The following is a 17037-nucleotide window of genomic DNA, read 5'->3' on the forward strand; positions in this document are numbered from 1 at the left end:
TGGAAAGGCCAGCTGGTGCAGCACCACAACGAGGTGGGAAATGTTCGTCCCCGAAACCTCGATGCGCAAGCAGACCCCGCTTAGCACTGTCGAAAAGTTTCAGCTAGATGAAACATCCAGGCGGCCGGAAGCCCTTGCCAAGAATAAGCCCTTTACCGGGGGCTGCCGCGCGCCTATCCTGCATGAACCACAGAAAGGCACGCTCATGAGCATGACCGGAGTCCAGATGAACGCCTCGCCAGGTTTTGGCGAGGAGGTCCCCTCGCCCTACACCCGTTTTTCCGCGCTGCCTGGCGCGCAGGGTCTGTATGACCCAGCGGCCGAAAAGGATGCCTGCGGCCTGGCGATGATCGCGTCCCTGAAGAACGATGCCAGCCACGAGATCGTCGCCCACGCGCTGACCGCCCTGCGCCGGCTTGAGCACCGCGGCGCCATCGGCGCCGATGAAGGCACCGGCGACGGCGCCGGCATCCTGCTGCATCTGCCCGATGCCTTCCTGCGCAGCGTCACCGCATTCGATCTTCCCGCCGCCGGCTCCTACGCCGTGGGCATGGGCTTCCTCCCGGCCGACGCCGGCGAACGTGCCTTCGCCCAGGAAGAACTGGAAACCATGGCCGCCGAGGAGAACCTGGCGGTGCTCGGCTGGCGCGAGGTACCGGTTGATTCCGACGTGCTCGGCGCCTCGGCCCGCAAGGTGATGCCGTACATCACCCAGATCTTCATCGGCGCCCACGCTGGCGCCCCGGCCGCCACCCGCCGCGAGCTGGACGCCGCCGCCTGGCGCATCCGCCGCCGCGCGCATAACAAGATGGGCGTGTACTTCGCCTCGTTCTCCTCGCAGTCCATCGTCTACAAGGGCATGGTCTCCACCGCGCAGCTCGAGCCGTTCTACCCGGACCTGTCCGACGCCCGCTTCACCAGCCGCTGCGCGATCGTGCACTCGCGCTTCTCCACCAACACCTTCCCGTCGTGGCCGCTGGCCCAGCCTTTCCGCACCATCGCGCACAACGGCGAGATCAACACCGTCAAGGGCAACCGCAACTGGATGCGCGCCCGGCAGTCGACCCTGGAATCCGAGCTGCTCGGCGAGGTGCCCGAGGAACTGTTCCCGATCTGCACCGCCGGCGCCTCGGACTCGGCTTCCTTCGACGAGGTCGCCGAAATGCTCATGCTCTCGGGCCGCAACGTGACCGAGACCATCATGATGATGATCCCGCAGCCGTGGGAAAACGACGATCAGATGGACGCGGACCTGCGCGCCTTCTACCAGTACCAGTCCATGCTCATCGAGCCATGGGATGGCCCCGCCGCCGTCTGCTTCACCGATGGCGCGATGGCCGGCGCGGTGCTGGACCGCAATGGCCTGCGCCCAGCCCGCTGGTGGGTCACCGACGACGGCCTGGTGGTCCTGGCCAGCGAGGTCGGCGTGATCGACGTCGACGAAGAGCACATCGTGAAGAAGGGCCGTGTTGCCCCGGGCAAGATGTTCGCCGTGGACCTGGACGCCCAGCGTATTGTCGAGGACGCCGAGATCAAGGCCGAAGTGGCCGCCGCCAAGCCATGGCGCGAATGGGTTTCGCAGAACCTGAAGACGCTGGCCGACTTCCCGGACCTGGAGCACGTGCGCCACAACTCCGCCTCCGTGGCCCTGCGCCAGCTGACCTTCGGCTACACCACCGAGGAGCTGCGCGTGCTGCTCGCTCCCATGGCCGCCACCGGCGCCGAACCGCTGGCCGCCATGGGCACCGACACCCCGATTGCCGCCCTGGCTGACCGGGCGCGCCTGCTGTTCGACTACTTCACCCAGTCCTTCGCCCAGGTCACCAACCCGCCGCTGGATGCAATCCGCGAAGAGCTGGTCACCTCGATGGGCACCGCGATCGGCCCCGACGGCAACCTGCTGTCCCTGGACCGTGTCCAGCAAACCCAGATCGCGCTGGACTACCCGGTGCTGACCAACGACCAGCTGGCCAAGATCGTGCACCTGCGCGACGAATCCGGGTCCAAGTACTCGCTGAAGGTGCGCGGCCTGTACCGCCCGGCCGGCGGCGAATCCGAGCTGCGCGCCCGCCTGCAGGAAATCTGCGAGAAGGTTTCCGCCGCGGTGAACCGCGGGGTGCGCTACATCGTGCTCTCGGACCGCGATTCCTCCGCGGCCTGGGCGCCGATCCCGTCGCTGCTGCTGACCTCCGCGGTGCACCACCACCTGCTCAAGAGCTCCAACCGCACCCGCGTTTCGCTGATCATCGAGTCCGGCGACGCCCGCGAAGTGCACCACATCGCCCTGCTCATCGGCTACGGCGCCAGCGCCATCAACCCCTACCTCGCCCTGGAATCGGTCGAGCAGATGGCCGAGAACGGCGAGCTGCCCGGAGTTGACGGGCACCAGGCCAGCAGCAACCTGATCAAGGCGCTGGGCAAGGGAGTGCTGAAGATCATGTCCAAGATGGGCATCTCCACGGTCTCCAGCTACTGCGGCGCGCAGACCTTCGAGGCCGTGGGCCTGTCCCAGCGCGTGGTCGACCAGTACTTCACCGGCACCGCCACCAAGCTCTCGGGCATCGAGCTGGATGTGGTGGCCGCCGAGGCCGCCGCCCGCCATGCCCGCGCCTACCCGGAGATCGACGGCGGCGCCCAGCCGCTGGAACTGGAAACCGGGGGAGAGTACCAGTGGCGCCGCGAAGGCCCGCCGCACCTGTTCAACCCGGAAACCGTCTTCCGCCTGCAGCACTCCACCCGCACCCGCCGCTACGACGTGTTCAAGGAGTACACCAAGGCCGTCGACGACCAGGCCGCACAGCTCAAGACCCTGCGCGGGCTGCTGAAGTTCAAGACCGAGGGGATCACCCCGATCGCCATCGACGAGGTGGAGCCGGTCAGCTCCATCGTGAAGCGCTTCGCCACCGGCGCGATGAGCTACGGCTCGATTTCGGCCGAGGCCCACGAAACCCTGGCCATCGCGATGAACCAGCTGGGCGCGAAGTCCAACACCGGCGAAGGCGGCGAGGATCCGGAGCGGCTGCTCGATCCGGTGCGCCGCAGCGCGGTCAAGCAGATCGCCTCGGGCCGCTTCGGCGTGACCAGCTTGTACCTGGCCAACGCCGATGACATCCAGATCAAGATGGCCCAGGGCGCCAAGCCCGGCGAAGGCGGCCAGCTGATGAGCGCCAAGCTCTACCCCTGGATCGCCAAGACCCGCCACTCCACCCCGGGTGTCGGGCTGATCTCCCCGCCGCCGCACCACGACATCTACTCGATCGAGGACCTGGCCCAGCTGATCCACGACGCGAAGTGCGCCAACCCTTCCGCCCGCGTGCACGTGAAGCTGGTCTCCGAGTCCGGCATCGGCACCGTCGCGGCCGGCGTGGCCAAGGCCAAGGCCGACGTCGTGCTGATTTCCGGGCACGATGGCGGCACCGGCGCCTCGCCGATGAATTCGCTGAAGCATGCCGGCACCCCGTGGGAAATCGGCTTGGCCGAAGCGCAGCAGACGCTGATCCTCAACGGGTTGCGCGACCGCGTCACCGTGCAGGTCGACGGCCAGCTGAAAACCGGGCGCGACGTGCTGATCGGCGCCCTGCTGGGTGCCGAGGAATTCGGCTTCGCCACCGCGCCGCTGGTGGTCTCGGGCTGCATCATGATGCGCGTATGCCACCTGGACACCTGCCCGGTGGGCGTGGCCACGCAGAATCCTGCGCTGCGCGAACGCTTCACCGGCAAGGCCGAGTTCGTGGTGAACTTCTTCGAGTTCATCGCCCAGGAGGTGCGCGAGCTGCTCGCCTCGCTGGGGGCGCGCACCCTGGACGAGGTGATCGGCAAGGTCGAACTGCTCCAGGCCGATCCCGCCCAGTTCGCCGCGCACGACAAGGTCTCCGGGCTGGCGCTGGATGCGATCACCCACGTGCCGGATACCGAGCTGGCGGCGCGCCGCCGCCGCATCGGCCAGGACCACGGGCTGGACACGCACCTGGACCAGCAGCTGCTCGCCGCGGCCGGACCGGCGCTGGCTGACCGCCTGCCGGTCAGCATCGACGCGGCGATCGTGAATACCGACCGCTCCACCGGCACGCTGCTGGGCCACCATGTGACCAAGACCTTCGGGCTGCAGACCCTGGAGCGGGACACCATCAAGGTGAACCTCTCGGGCCGCGCCGGCCAGTCGCTGGGCGCCTTCCTTCCCGAGGGCATTACACTCAAGCTCTCGGGCGACGCGAATGACTACGTCGGGAAGGGATTGTCCGGCGGCCGGATCGCGATCCACCCGCCGCACACCACCCTGTCCAAGCCCGAGGAGCAGGTCATCGCCGGCAACGTGGTCGGCTACGGCGCCACCAGCGGGGAGCTGTTCATCAACGGCATGGTCGGCGAACGCTTCGCGGTGCGCAACTCCGGGGCCACGATTGTCACCGAAGGCATCGGCGAGCACGGCTGCGAGTACATGACCGGGGGACAGGTGCTGATCCTAGGAGCCACCGGCCGCAACTTCGGCGCCGGGTTCTCCGGCGGCGTGGCCTGGGTGCTGGACTTCGATGCAGCCAAGCTGAACCCGCTGGCTGCCGGGCAGTCGGACCTGCTGGTAGCGCCGATTACCGATGCCGAAGCCGAACGCATCCACGAGCTGCTCACCGAGCACATCGCATTGACCGCATCCCCGCTGGCCTCCCGCCTGCTGCTGGACTGGGAACGAACCCGCAGCCGGCTGACCAGCATCACCCCGCGCGACTTCGCCGCCGTGCAGCAGCTGCGCAGCGACGCAGTAGCCAACGGGCAGAACCCGGATTCGCCGCAGGTATGGAACAAGATTTTGGAGGTGACCCGTGGCTGATCCACGTGGATTCCTGAAGGTGACCGAACGCGTCACCCAGCCCAAGCGCCCGGTGCCGGTGCGCCTGATGGACTACAAGGAGGTCGTCGAGCGCCAGAAGTCCGGCATCCTGGAGGAGCAGGCCGGCCGTTGCATGGACTGCGGCGTCCCGTTCTGCCATTCGGGATGCCCGCTGGGCAACCTGATCCCGGAGTTCAACGACCTGGCCTACAGGGGCCGGATGGATGATGCGGCCGCCCGGCTGCTGAGCACCAACAATTTCCCGGAGCTCACCGGCAAGCTGTGCCCGGCCCCGTGCGAGTCCTCCTGCGTGCTGGGCATCAACCAGCCCGCGGTGACCATCAAGCAGGTCGAAGCCGAACTGGCTGGCCACCTGATGGACGCCGGCGACTTCGTGCCGCAGCCGCCTGCCCGCCACACCGAGCACCGCGTGGCGATCGTCGGTTCGGGGCCGGCCGGATTGGCCGCCGCCCAGCAGCTGACCCGTGCCGGGCACACCGTGGCCGTCTACGAGCGCGACAAAGCCATCGGCGGCCTGCTGCGCTTCGGCATCCCGGACTTCAAGCTCGAGAAGCAGGTCATCGACCTGCGCCTGGCCCAGATGGAAGCCGAAGGAACGATCTTCCGCACCGGCATCGAGATCGGCAAGGACATCTCCTGGAAGCAGCTGCGCCGCGACTACGACGCGGTCATCGTGGCCACCGGTGCCACGGTGCCGCGCGAGCTGCCGGTACCGGGCAACAAGCTCGAGGGCGTGCACCATGCCATGGAGTTCCTCACCGAGAGCAACCGCGTGGTCGCCGGCCAGCTCGATGCCCCGCGCATCGATGCGGCGGGCAAGCACGTGATCGTGCTGGGCGGCGGAGACACCGGCTCGGACTGCATCGGCACCGCCCTGCGCCAGGGAGCGGCGAGCGTCACGACGCTTGCCATCGGCCAGCAGCCGGGCACCGAGCGCCGCGAAGACCAGCCGTGGCCGATGATGCCGGTGCTTTTCGAGGTGCAGACCTCCCATGAGGAAGGCGGCGAGCGAACCTACCTGGCTTCGACCGTGAACTTCATCTCCGGCGAGGGAACTGAGCAAAACAAGGTGATCGGTGTTACAGTTGCAGAGACAGAATTTGTTGCTGGCAAGCGCCTCCCGAAGCCTGGAACCGAACGCGTAATCAAAGCGGATCTGGTTCTGCTTGCCCTCGGGTTCACCGGTCCGGAAGTTTCCGGATTGGACGAACAGGTCAGTATCGAATTCGACAACCGGGGCAACGTCGCCCGAGATGGCTACTACATGACGAACACCGAATCGGTATTCGTCGCCGGAGACGCCGGTCGGGGACAGTCGCTGATCGTGTGGGCTATCGCCGAAGGACGCGCTTGCGCGGCCGCGGTCGACAAGTTCCTCATGGGTTCGACTACCCTTCCTGCACCGGTTGCTCCAACCGATAGGGCCATCAGCATCATTTGAGTGACATAGGCTTGAATGCGGCGCACCCGGATGCCGGGTGGGCCGCATTTTGCCTATGTGAACATGAAAGGCATTTGGCTGACGGAATGAGACGCGCAAAGATTGTGGCAACCTGGGGCCCGGCCCTGGCAAGTTATGAAAATACTGTAGCGGTACTGAAGGCGGGCGTAGACGTAGCCCGCCTGAACATGAGCCATGGAGACCACTCCATGCACGCACAATCCCTGGCGAATGTGCGCAATGCGGCCGCGGAGATCGGCCGCGCGGTTGGCATCTTCGCCGACCTGCAGGGTCCGAAGATCCGCCTTGGCCGCTTCAAGGACAACGCCAAGTACATCCTCGAGGCTGGTGAGGAATTCACCATCACCATCGAGGACATCGAAGGTACCCGCAACCTGTGCTCCACCACCTTCAAGGGCCTCCCCACCGATGTCCAGCCGGGCGATTTCCTGCTGATCAACGACGGCAAGGTCAAGCTCAAGGCGCTGGCAGTTGACCAGACCTCGGTGCGTTCCGAGGTCGTCGTCGGAGGCGAGGTGTCCAATAACAAGGGCATCAACCTGCCAGGCGTCGCGGTGAACGTTCCCGCATTGAGCGAAAAGGACGAGGACGACCTGCGCTGGGCACTGCGTGCCGGCATCGACATGGTCGCACTGTCCTTCGTGCGCAACGCCGAGGACATCGAGCGCGTGCACGAGATCATGGACGAAGAAGGCCGACGCGTGCCGGTGATCGCCAAGATCGAGAAGCCGCAGGCCGTGGCCGCGCTGGAAGAAATCATCAATGCATTCGACGCCATCATGGTCGCCCGCGGGGACTTGGGCGTGGAGCTGCCGCTGGAAGAAGTTCCGGTCGTGCAGAAGCGTGCCGTGGAGCTGGCACGCCGCTGGGCCAAGCCGGTCATCGTCGCCACCCAGGTGCTCGAATCGATGATCGAATCGCCGACCCCGACCCGCGCCGAGGCTTCGGACTGCGCCAATGCGGTGCTCGACGGCGCCGACGCGGTCATGCTCTCGGGTGAGACCTCCGTGGGCGCGTACCCGGTGGAAACCGTGGAGACCATGTCGCGCATCATCTCCTCGACCGAGCAGCACGGCCTGGATCGCATTCCCCGCTTGGGTTCCCAGCCGAAGACCCGCGGCGGCGCGATCACCCGTGCCGCGGTGGAGATCGCCGATCAGCTCGACGCGAAGTACATCGTCGCCTTCACCCAGTCCGGCGACTCGGCACGGCGCCTCTCGCGCCTGCGCCCGAAGAAGCCGGTCCTGGCTTTCACCCCGCTGCAGCAGACCTACAACATCATGACCCTGATGTGGGGTGTGCAGGCACGCCTGGTGGCCTACGCCGACCACACTGACAAGATGACCGCCCAGGTGGACGAGGCGCTGCTCTCCGAAGGCCTGGCGGAGCTCAACGATATCGTGTGCATCGCCGCCGGGTCCCCTCCGGGACAGGCAGGGTCCACCAACTCGCTGCGCGTGCACAAGGTCGGCGACCTCGCCGATGCCGGCCAGCTGGTCAATGGCAAGCCGATGCCTGCTCGCGAGAAGGTCGGTCCGTGGGCACCGGAAAACGTCTCCACGCCGAAAAACCTGTAGACGCTCTTTCGCGCACTAGCTGAAGCAAGAAAATCTGCCCTGCTCCAGAATTCTGGAGCAGGGCGGATTTTTTGCCTTGGCGCCCGCAAAGCGCGATTGTGAACTCGAGCACGTGCCCTGTGGTTGCGCGCGCAAAAAAGGCCGTTGAACCGGAAAATTTCCGATCCAACGGCCTTCATGCTGGTGCCCAAGGTGGGACTCGAACCCACACATCTTTCGATACCGCATTTTGAGTGCGGCGCGTCTACCGATTCCGCCACTTGGGCTGGCACTTTGACTACTTTACTAGAGGTTTTCCAGATTTCCTAATCAGGAACCTCGCGTCTTCGCCTCAACAAGAGTACATGCCAGTAGGCTTAGATGTGAAACCGAGGCAACGTGGCTTCGCTGAACTGAAACCATCTAGATACTGCCCATTCAGCGGGCAGGATTTCTGACCATGGAGGAAGGCGCCAATGAGCGAACTACCTGAAATCACCCGCATCCCATCCGAGGTGCAATCCACTCCGCGTCGAGTGGTCGTTGCCGAGGATGAAACCCTGATCCGCTTGGATATCGTCGAAATTCTCCGTTCCGAAGGGTACGACGTCGTCGCCGAAGCCGACAACGGCCAGACCGCCCTGGAGAAGGCGCGCGAATTGAAGCCCGATCTGGTGCTCATGGACGTGAAGATGCCGGTCATGGATGGCATCACCGCCGCCGAAGCCATCGTCAAGGAACGCATCGCCCCGGTCGTCTTGCTGACCGCCTTCAGCCAGAAGGAACTGGTGGAGCGTGCCCGCGAAGCCGGTGCCATGGCCTACGTGGTCAAGCCGTTCACCCCGGCAGACCTCACCCCGGCCATCGAAATCGCGATTTCCCGCAATGACGAGCTGCGCGCGCTGGAGGAAGAAGTCAGCAACCTGGCCGAGCAGTTCGAAACCCGCAAGCTGGTTGATCGCGCCAAGTCGCTGCTCATCACCAAGATGGGCTTGACCGAGCCGGAAGCGTTCCGCTGGATCCAGAAGACCTCCATGGATCGCCGCCTGAGCATGCGCCAGGTAGCCGAGACGGTCGTCGACCAGGTCAAGTAGGGACCGCCAAGCACTGGATTGTGCGCCAAGCCACTTATGGTTTGGCGCACATTTTTTATGCCTGCGATGCGCCGATACCGCGCTTGGAGGCTAGTTAACCCTCTGGTAACCAGTTGTTCATCCGAGTTTTCCCCGGATGGGGTTGAAGTTCCGGATTGACGTACTGCGCCGTACGCCTAAGATGGAAATTGCGCTTAGAACGAAGTCCTGCACGCCAATGCCTTTCGCAGGATCCTATTTCTGGCCCGTTCTCTTTTTCCTTGCCGTTCGACCCCTCAGGCTGGTATTCAATGGATTTGACGCTTATCGTCGTCCTGGTCATTGCCTTGGCGTTGTTTTTCGACTTCACCAATGGTTTCCATGACACGGCCAATGCGATGGCCACCCCAATCGCAACCGGAGCAATTTCCCCTAAGAAGGCAGTTGCCCTCGCCGCAATTCTGAACCTGGTTGGCGCATTCCTCTCCACCGAGGTAGCGAAGACCATTTCAGGTGGCATCATCAACGAAGACCCGACCTCGGGCGTGGCTATTGGGCCGGCGATGATTTTCGCCGGCCTGATGGGCGCCGTGATCTGGAACCTGTTCACCTGGTTGCTGGGACTGCCTTCGAGCTCCTCCCACGCATTGTTCGGCGGCCTGGTAGGCGCCGCGATCGTCGGTGCAGGCTTCGCCTCGGTGAACTACAGCGTGCTGCTCTCCAAGGTGCTGCTTCCGGCCCTGTGCGCGCCGGTGATCGCCGGCATCTCCGCGTACCTGTGCACCAAGCTGGCCTACGCGATCACCAAGCGCGAGAATGGCGCGGCGCCCAAGCGCGGCGGCTTCCGCTACGGGCAGATCTTCTCTTCCTCGCTGGTCGCGCTGTCCCACGGCACTAACGATGCGCAGAAGACCATGGGCATCATCACCCTGACCCTGGTGGCTTCTGGCCTGCAGGATTCCGACTCCGGCGTGCAGTTCTGGGTTGTTGCCACCTGTGCCTTCGCCATCGCGCTGGGTACCTACACCGGCGGCTGGCGCATCATCGCCACCATGGGTTCGGGCCTGACCGACGTGAAGCCCGCGCAGGGCTTCGCAGCCGAGATGTCCACCGCTTCGGCGATCCTGACCTCCTCGCACCTGGGCTTCGCGCTGTCCACCACCCAGGTAGCTTCCGGCTCCGTGATCGGTTCGGGCATGGGCCGCAAGGGCGGCGAAGTCCGCTGGGGCACCGCGGGACGCATCGCGTTGGGCTGGCTGTTCACCCTGCCAGCAGCCGCGGCCGTCGGCGGCGTGGCCGCAGCGATCACCCACCTGGGCACCATCGGCATCGTGATCGTCGCGATCGCCGGCACCGGCGCCATGCTGACCATCTGGTTCCTCTCGCGCAAGCAGCCGCATGACCACGAGTCGAACATTTCCGACATCGATAACTCGGGTGCAGCGGTGAACATCCTGACCAAGAAGGAGCGCCGCGCCAAGGCCAAGGCGGAAGCCAAGCTGGCCAAGGCTGCCGCAGCGCAGAAGGAAGCCGATAATTCATGATTGACTGGACAGCCTTTCTCATCGTCGCCGCCATCACCTGGTTTTCCGCGATGGCGATCGTGGCGGCCTACTCCTTCGGCGTCCGCCTGCTGGCAGTTGCCAAGGACGAGGGCCGCAACCAGAGCCTGAGCAATGCCGGAGCCTACGCCTGCTTCGCGATTTGCGGCCTGATCGTCCTCTTCGGCGTGGTGCTGATCGTGCCGCAGCTGAGCGAAGCGATCCTGGGCTTCTCCTCGAGCCACTAGGAACTGCTCGCGGCTGCGGGCGGATCCGACACGATTTTCGGGTCCCTCGACAACTTGATATTGCCTTCGATGGAGGCACCCCTAGACTGGAGCCATGACTAGCTTCAAGTACTACGTGGGTGCCTCCATCGATGGTTTTATCGCCGATCGCAGCGGAAGCGTCCAATGGTTCATCCCCTATGCCACGCAGCCGGGAGTGAAAAAGCATTTCGACGAGTTCTTCGGGAGCGTCGGCGCCGTAGTGATCGGAGGCAAGACCTACGAGAACATCGTCCGCGATGCTGCCGAGGGAACCGTGCCGTGGGTGTTCGGCGAGAAGCCGGTGTGGGTCTTCACACACCATGAACTGCCGACACTGCCCGGAGCGGACCTGACCTTCATCCGCGGCGAGGTGGGCTTCTGGAGCCGGGACATCGCCCAGAGCGCGGGGGCCGGGGACGTGTGGGTGGTTGGCGGTGCCGACCTGGCTGGGGCGTTCGTCGAAGCCGATGCGCTCGATGAGCTGCTTCTGGTCACCGTTCCGGAGGTGCTGGGCGACGGGGCCAATATCTTTGGCCGCGGGATCAGCACGCAGCTCTCGGCCCTGGGGATCACCGAGCTCGGCGCGGATATCTTCCTCTCGCGCTACGCGATCGGCTAAACGGCCAGGGGGACCTGCTGGCCAGGGCCAGCGTTCCGGAAAAGCCCGATCCGCCGCGCTTGGCGCGAACGGCGCCTGCGGGGATCAGTTTTCGACCGGCAGCAGCATATTGGTGATGCGCGCGGTCGCGACACGCTGGCCCTGCTCATTGCTGATCACGATCTCATGGCAGGTGCTGCTGCGGCCCAGATGCACCGGCGTGCATACCCCGGTGACCAGCCCGGTGCGCCCGGCCTTGTGGTGGGTGATGTTCAAATCCACGCCGACCGGGTTGGCCCGGCCGGCACCGTGCAGCGCAGCGGCCATCGAACCGAGGGTTTCGGCAAGTGCCGCCGAAGCGCCGCCATGCAGGATGCCGTAGACCTGGGTGTTGCCCGCCACCGGCATGGTGGCGGCAACGCGCTGGGGTTCGAACCCGGTGAAGATGATTTCCAGTTTCTCCACGAGTTCGCCCACGCCATTGTGCAGCAGGTAGGGCCACATGGATTCGGGAATACCGTGGCGGGCCAGCTGCGCGGCAAACGGATGTGCCGAAGATTGCGTGGTTCGAGAAGTGAAATTGTCGCTCATGGCAACTAGGCTTTCAGGTGTGAGCGAAACTACCAAACCGACTGCCTCGTCGGACAAGAGACTGCTGATTATTGACGGACACTCCATGGCCTTCCGCGCGTTCTATGCGCTGCCTGCAGAGAACTTCGCAACAAGCACCGGCCAGCACACCAATGCCGTGCACGGATTCGTATCGATGCTGCTGACGATGATCCGCCAGCAAAAGCCCACCCACGTTGCGGTGGCCTTCGACTTGGACACCCCGACTTTCCGCTCGCTGGAGTACACCGAGTACAAGGGCGGACGCAATAAGACGCCCGAAGAGTTCTACGGGCAGATCGATCTGATCCAGGAAGTCATGAAGGCGATGAACATCCCTTCGATCACCCTGGAGAGCTTCGAGGCCGATGACATCCTGGCCACGCTGGCCACCCAGGGCGAAGCGGCCGGTTTCAACGTGCTGGTGGTGTCCGGCGACCGCGACGCCTTCCAGCTGATCACCGACAAGACCCTGGTGCTGTACCCGAAGAAGGGCATCAGCGATATCCCGCCGATGGATGCCGCAACGGTGGAAGCCAAGTACTTCGTGCGTCCCGAGCGCTACTCGGATTTGGCGGCTCTGGTCGGCGAAACCGCGGATAACTTGCCCGGTGTGCCAGGTGTGGGGCCGAAGACCGCCGCCAAATGGATCAACCTCTACGGGGACCTGGCTGGCATCCTGGAGAATGTGGAGAACATCAAGGGCAAGGTCGGCGAGTCGCTGCGCGAGCACGTGGACAACGTGACCCGCAACCGCCGGTTGAACCAGCTCAGGCACGACCTGGAACTCCCGGTCACGCTCGATCAGATGGAACTCGAAGCCCCGAACCGCGAAGAGATCGAGAACCTGTTCGACGCGCTGGAATTCAACACCCTGCGCAAGCGCCTGTTCGACCTGTTTGCAGCCCAGGAAGAGGAAGCGGCACCCGAAGTTGCCGAATTCTCCCGGGTGCTCGGCGCCGATGCCGACGCACTGGACGGATTCATCGGGGCCGGGAAGGGCGCGCCGATCGCAATCCAGCCTGCTGCGGTTGACGGCGAAGCCGTGGGTCTGGCCCTTTTCCGCGGGTCGGAAGCCCTCTGGCTGGAACTGGCCGAACTCGATGAAGCCACCGAAGGCGTGCTTGCGCAGTTCCTGGCCGATGAGAACGCGCCGAAGCTCTTCCACGATGCCAAGGCCGCCATGCACCTGCTCATCGAGCGCGGGCTGCAGATCGCCGGCATCAAGGACGACACCTTGATCAGCGCCTACCTGATCCAGCCCGATCGCCGCAGCCACGACCTGGTGGACGTGGTGCAGTACCACCTGAAGTACGCCGTGCCGGTGCATGAGGCCAAGAAGGGCGAACTGGATCTGGGGCTCACTTCGGATCTTGCCGAGCCAACGTTGTCCCAGGCGCAGGCCATCCACGACCTCTCCGCCTACCTGGCTACCAAGCTGGCCGAGAAGCACGCGGACAAACTGGCTGCCGAGATGGAGCTGCCGCTGATTCCGGTGCTCTTCGAGATGGAACGCGCCGGCGTGGCAGTGGACGTGGATCGCCTGAACGAACTGCGTGCCCACTTCACCGAGCAGGTGGACCAGGCCACCAACGACGCGTTCGCCGCGATCGGCCACGAAGTCAACCTCTCCAGCCCGAAGCAGCTGCAGGTGGTGTTGTTCGAAGAGCTGGATCTGCCGCGCACCAAGAAGATCAAGACCGGTTTCACCACCGATGCCGAGTCGCTGCAGGATCTGCTGATCAAGACCGGGCACCCGTTCCTGGTCGCGCTGATGGCCTACCGCGACGCGATCAAGCTGCGCCAGACCGTGGACGGCCTGCTCAAGGCCACCCACGATGATGGCCGGATCCACACCACCTATGCGCAGACCGTGGCCGCGACCGGGCGCCTCTCCAGCCTGAACCCGAACCTGCAGAACATCCCGGTGCGTTCGGAAGAGGGCCGGCGCATCCGCGACGTCTTCATGGTCGGGGCCGGTTACCAGAGCCTGCTGACAGTGGACTACTCGCAGATCGAAATGCGCATCATGGCGCACCTCTCCGAAGACGAGGGGCTGATCGAGGCCTACCAGAACGGCGAGGACCTGCACCGCTATGTCGGTTCGCGCGTGTTCAACGTCGAGCCGGAAGAGGTCACCTCGGAGATGCGCTCGAAGGTCAAGGCGATGAGCTACGGCCTGGCCTATGGGCTGAGCAGCTTCGGGCTGTCCAAGCAGCTGAAGATCGGCGTGGACGAGGCCCGCAAGCTGATGAAGGACTACTTCGACCGCTTCGGTGCCGTGCGCACCTACCTGCGTTCGGTCGTCGACCAGGCCCGCAAGGATGGCTACACCGAAACCATTTTCGGACGCCGCCGCTACCTGCCGGAGCTGAACAGCTCGGATCGCCGGCTGCGCGACATCGCCGAGCGTGCCGCGTTGAACGCCCCGATCCAGGGTTCGGCCGCCGACCTGGTGAAGGTGGCCATGCTGCGCATCGACGAGGGACTGCGCGCCGGGCAGTACAAGTCCCGGATGCTGCTGCAGGTCCATGACGAACTCATCCTGGAGATCGCCGAGGGGGAGCTGGAAGCAGTGCAGGAGCTGGTGACCCGCGAAATGGGACAGGCCGCAGATCTGCTGGTGCCGCTGGACGTCCAGCCGGGCATCGGCCGGACCTGGCACGACGCCGCGCACTAGGGGCGGCAATCGAAAGGGGCAGGGGCACCGCGGGTGTTCCTGCCCCTTTCGGCAGGATCGAATGGGCTTGGGGAAAGAGACGAACTTGGAGCACTACTCGCGCCGTTGGGCGCTGAAAACCGGCAGCCTGGGGCTGGGGGCGCTGGCCGCCGCGCTGGTCTCCGGTTGCAGTACCGGCGGACCGGCGGAACGAGCCGGGTCCGCGGCGGCTTCGGCAACGGCGAGTCCTTCGCCCACCGCCACTGCTTCGCCCCGGCCTACCGCCAGCCTCCAGACGGTGTATCCGAGCCGGAGCCAGGTCATGGAAAAGTTCAAGAATGTTCCTGCAGGGCAGTTCGGGCTGGAAGTCCCGGGCATCGAGCTGGGCCTGCCCAAGGGCAATGCCGCCGCGGCGTTGACCTTCGATGCCTGCGGGGGACCCCGGGGCTCGGGGGTGGATGGGGCCCTGCTGGACGCGTTGCGCGCCAAGCAGGTGCCCGCGACCCTCTTCGTGAACCAACGCTGGGCACGCGCCAATGCGCGGCTGATGGACGAGCTGGCCAGCGACGAGCTGTTCGAGATCGCCAACCACGGAACCAGCCACGCCCCGCTGGCCACTTCCGGGCAGGCAGCCTACGGCATCGGGGGCACGGAGTCGATCGGCCAGGCCTATGACGAGGTGATGGGCAACCAGCGGTATCTGGCCGACCAGTTCGGCATCACCGCGAAATTCTTCCGCTCCGGCACCGCCCATATGGACGAAGCCGGCGCGGCAATGTGCCGGGACCTGGGCGTGGTGCCGATGAACTTCACCGTCAACCTGGACGCCGGGGCGACCTTTGGCGCGCAGGCCGTGGCCGCCCAGGTCCGCCAGCTGGCCGCCGGGGACGTCGGCATCGGGCACTTCAACCAGCCCGCCTCGGGTACTGCCAAGGGCGTGGCGCTCGGGCTGGGGCAGGCGCTGGATTCCGGCCTGCGGTTCACCACGCTCTCCGAAGCCTGGTGAATGCACCCCTTGCGCCAGGCGGACAGGCGCATAGACTGTGATCAGCCGATTTCCTCGCCAAGGAGCACGATGAGACCAGAGACCCAGCCGCAGCTGGAAACCCGGACCTGCCAGGCTGCGATCCGCAGTCCTGAACTCGACGAATCGATCAAGTTGTTCCATCAGGCCACCGGGATCGGCTTCTACGAGCAGCTGCCCGAAGAGCCCAATTGGACGCACTACCTGGACCTGACTTATGCGCAGAAAATGCGCTTCTCCCTGGTGTTCGATCAGCAGGCCGAACCGCACTCGCGCCATGCAACCTACCCGGTGCACACCTATGGAGCATTCCCCGGGCTGCTCAATGCCGGCGGCGAGGCGCCGGTGGCAACGCACAAGATCTCCGCGGTCACCGTCGCGCCGAGCTATCGGCGCCGCGGCATCCTGTCCAGGCAAATCACCGCAGACCTGGCCTATGCCCAGCAGGCGGGTTTCCCTATTGCGGCTTTGACCGCGTCGGAAGCGACGATCTACGGGCGGTACGGCTTCGAGCCAGCGACCTACCAAAGCCGATTCACGCTCAAGTGCGCCCACGGGGTGAAGCTGCGCGTGCAGGTACCCGGCCGGGTGGTGGACGCCGATCCGCAGCATTTCGGGCCCGGTTATGCCGCGCTGGCCGTGCGCGCGCTCGAGCAGACCTTCGGATCCGTGGACAGCACCGAGTTCGACAATGGCTTTGCCCTGGGCCGCTGGGACACCTGGGAGACCCTGGAGAAGCCGAAGAACCTGCGTTTTGCCGCCTACTACGATGACGCTGGCCAGCTCGGCGGATTCGCCACCTACAAGTTCGGCGGCTGGGACGAGCTCAAGGCGAAGCTGGTGGTGCACAAGCTGGTGGCCACCAGCGACGCCGCGCGCATCAAGCTCTTCGAGTACCTGGGCAACCATGATCTGGTGGAAGAAGTGCATGGCCAAGGCCCGGTGGCCGATCCACTGCGCCAGGTGCTGGAGAACGTGCGGGACTACCACGTGCGTTCCATTGACGATGTACTGTGGCTGCGCGTGCTCGATGTTGTTGCCGCCTTCCAAGCGCGCGGCTACCAGCGCGATGCCCGGCTGCTATTGAGCGTGAGCGACCGGCTGGAGCTGATCTCCGGAACCTACCTCTTCGAGGTGTCCGATTCCCGAGCCGCGGTGAGCCGGATCGAGGACGGGCAGGCCGAATCCGGGCTGCCGAGGGTGGCGCTTTCGGAGCGGGAGCTGGCGGGACTGTACCTGGGCACCGTGCAGCTGGACCAATTGCTGGATTCGGGACGCGCCGAACTGGTCGGCGGGGGAACAGAGGGGGACTGGGTGCACTTGTTCAGCGTGGCTCGCGAGGGTTTCACGCCGCACGGTTTCTAGTGGGACGGGTCACATTATCCGGTTGATATGACGAA

Annotated in this window: 11 protein-coding genes and 1 tRNA gene; 10 read left to right on the forward strand and 2 right to left on the reverse strand. The window is 65.0% G+C overall.

Annotated features, from left to right (window positions below; translation table 11 throughout):
• Nucleotides 1-205 precede the first annotated feature (205 nt).
• From gltB to pyk, 3 genes are all read left to right on the forward strand, one after another.
• Nucleotides 206-4825, forward strand: coding sequence for a glutamate synthase large subunit (gene gltB, locus ACIQTS_RS02505; protein WP_402470947.1), 4620 nt, complete (start codon nucleotides 206-208; stop codon nucleotides 4823-4825).
• Complete coding sequence (locus ACIQTS_RS02510; protein ID WP_402470950.1) at nucleotides 4818-6287, forward strand: glutamate synthase subunit beta; 1470 nt, start codon at nucleotides 4818-4820, stop codon at nucleotides 6285-6287. Before gltB ends, ACIQTS_RS02510 begins: the two co-directional genes overlap by 8 nt.
• Nucleotides 6288-6373: 86 nt before the next feature.
• The gene (gene pyk, locus ACIQTS_RS02515) at nucleotides 6374-7885 is read left to right on the forward strand and encodes a pyruvate kinase (RefSeq protein WP_133834232.1); all 1512 of its coding nucleotides are present in this window, start codon (nucleotides 6374-6376) and stop codon (nucleotides 7883-7885) included.
• 181 nt (nucleotides 7886-8066) lie between these two features.
• Here the strand turns inward: pyk and ACIQTS_RS02520 are convergent.
• Nucleotides 8067-8151, reverse strand: a tRNA-Leu gene (locus ACIQTS_RS02520).
• Nucleotides 8152-8340: 189 nt separating this feature from the next.
• Between ACIQTS_RS02520 and ACIQTS_RS02525 the strand changes: the two genes are divergently transcribed.
• From ACIQTS_RS02525 to ACIQTS_RS02540, 4 genes are all read left to right on the forward strand, one after another.
• Nucleotides 8341-8958, forward strand: coding sequence for an ANTAR domain-containing response regulator (locus tag ACIQTS_RS02525; RefSeq protein ID WP_105656703.1), 618 nt, complete (start codon nucleotides 8341-8343; stop codon nucleotides 8956-8958).
• A gap of 290 nt (nucleotides 8959-9248) precedes the next feature.
• Nucleotides 9249-10481, forward strand: a complete 1233-nt coding sequence (locus ACIQTS_RS02530; RefSeq protein ID WP_105656702.1) for an inorganic phosphate transporter — start codon at nucleotides 9249-9251, stop codon at nucleotides 10479-10481.
• The gene (locus ACIQTS_RS02535) at nucleotides 10478-10726 is read left to right on the forward strand and encodes a hypothetical protein (RefSeq protein WP_105656701.1); all 249 of its coding nucleotides are present in this window, start codon (nucleotides 10478-10480) and stop codon (nucleotides 10724-10726) included. Before ACIQTS_RS02530 ends, ACIQTS_RS02535 begins: the two co-directional genes overlap by 4 nt.
• A 94-nt stretch (nucleotides 10727-10820) precedes the next feature.
• Nucleotides 10821-11366 (forward strand): dihydrofolate reductase family protein, encoded by a 546-nt coding sequence (locus ACIQTS_RS02540; RefSeq protein ID WP_105656700.1) that lies wholly within the window; start codon nucleotides 10821-10823, stop codon nucleotides 11364-11366.
• Nucleotides 11367-11450: 84 nt separating this feature from the next.
• Here ACIQTS_RS02540 and ACIQTS_RS02545 read toward each other — a convergent pair whose 3' ends face one another.
• Nucleotides 11451-11936, reverse strand: a complete 486-nt coding sequence (locus tag ACIQTS_RS02545) for a hotdog fold thioesterase (protein ID WP_105656699.1) — start codon at nucleotides 11934-11936, stop codon at nucleotides 11451-11453.
• 85 nt (nucleotides 11937-12021) lie between these two features.
• On the opposite strand from ACIQTS_RS02545, the gene polA reads away from it, so the two are divergent.
• From polA to ACIQTS_RS02560, 3 genes are all read left to right on the forward strand, one after another.
• Nucleotides 12022-14634: a DNA polymerase I gene (gene polA / locus ACIQTS_RS02550; RefSeq protein WP_402471213.1), complete on the forward strand. Its 2613-nt coding sequence runs from the start codon at nucleotides 12022-12024 to the stop codon at nucleotides 14632-14634.
• A 67-nt stretch (nucleotides 14635-14701) separates the two neighbouring features.
• Complete coding sequence (locus tag ACIQTS_RS02555) at nucleotides 14702-15619, forward strand: polysaccharide deacetylase family protein (protein WP_402470955.1); 918 nt, start codon at nucleotides 14702-14704, stop codon at nucleotides 15617-15619.
• A 69-nt stretch (nucleotides 15620-15688) separates the two neighbouring features.
• A complete protein-coding gene (locus tag ACIQTS_RS02560) occupies nucleotides 15689-17002 on the forward strand; it encodes a GNAT family N-acetyltransferase (RefSeq protein WP_402470958.1) in 1314 nt (437 codons plus the stop codon).
• Nucleotides 17003-17037 lie beyond the last annotated feature (35 nt).

Source organism: Glutamicibacter sp. NPDC090743 (assembly GCF_044769125.1).
GTDB lineage: Bacteria > Actinomycetota > Actinomycetes > Actinomycetales > Micrococcaceae > Glutamicibacter.

Excerpts from the sequence above, each read along its gene's own strand:
- gltB (WP_402470947.1), top strand. The coding sequence starts at position 206 with ATGAGCATGACCGGAGTCCAGATGAACGCCTCGCCAGGTTTTGGCGAG.
- ACIQTS_RS02545 (WP_105656699.1), bottom strand. The coding sequence starts at position 11,936 with ATGAGCGACAATTTCACTTCTCGAACCACGCAATCTTCGGCACATCCG.
- ACIQTS_RS02530 (WP_105656702.1), top strand. The coding sequence starts at position 9,249 with ATGGATTTGACGCTTATCGTCGTCCTGGTCATTGCCTTGGCGTTGTTT.
- ACIQTS_RS02560 (WP_402470958.1), top strand. The coding sequence starts at position 15,689 with ATGAGACCAGAGACCCAGCCGCAGCTGGAAACCCGGACCTGCCAGGCT.
- polA (WP_402471213.1), top strand. The coding sequence starts at position 12,022 with ATGGCCTTCCGCGCGTTCTATGCGCTGCCTGCAGAGAACTTCGCAACA.
- pyk (WP_133834232.1), top strand. The coding sequence starts at position 6,374 with ATGAGACGCGCAAAGATTGTGGCAACCTGGGGCCCGGCCCTGGCAAGT.
- ACIQTS_RS02525 (WP_105656703.1), top strand. The coding sequence starts at position 8,341 with ATGAGCGAACTACCTGAAATCACCCGCATCCCATCCGAGGTGCAATCC.
- ACIQTS_RS02535 (WP_105656701.1), top strand. The coding sequence starts at position 10,478 with ATGATTGACTGGACAGCCTTTCTCATCGTCGCCGCCATCACCTGGTTT.
- ACIQTS_RS02540 (WP_105656700.1), top strand. The coding sequence starts at position 10,821 with ATGACTAGCTTCAAGTACTACGTGGGTGCCTCCATCGATGGTTTTATC.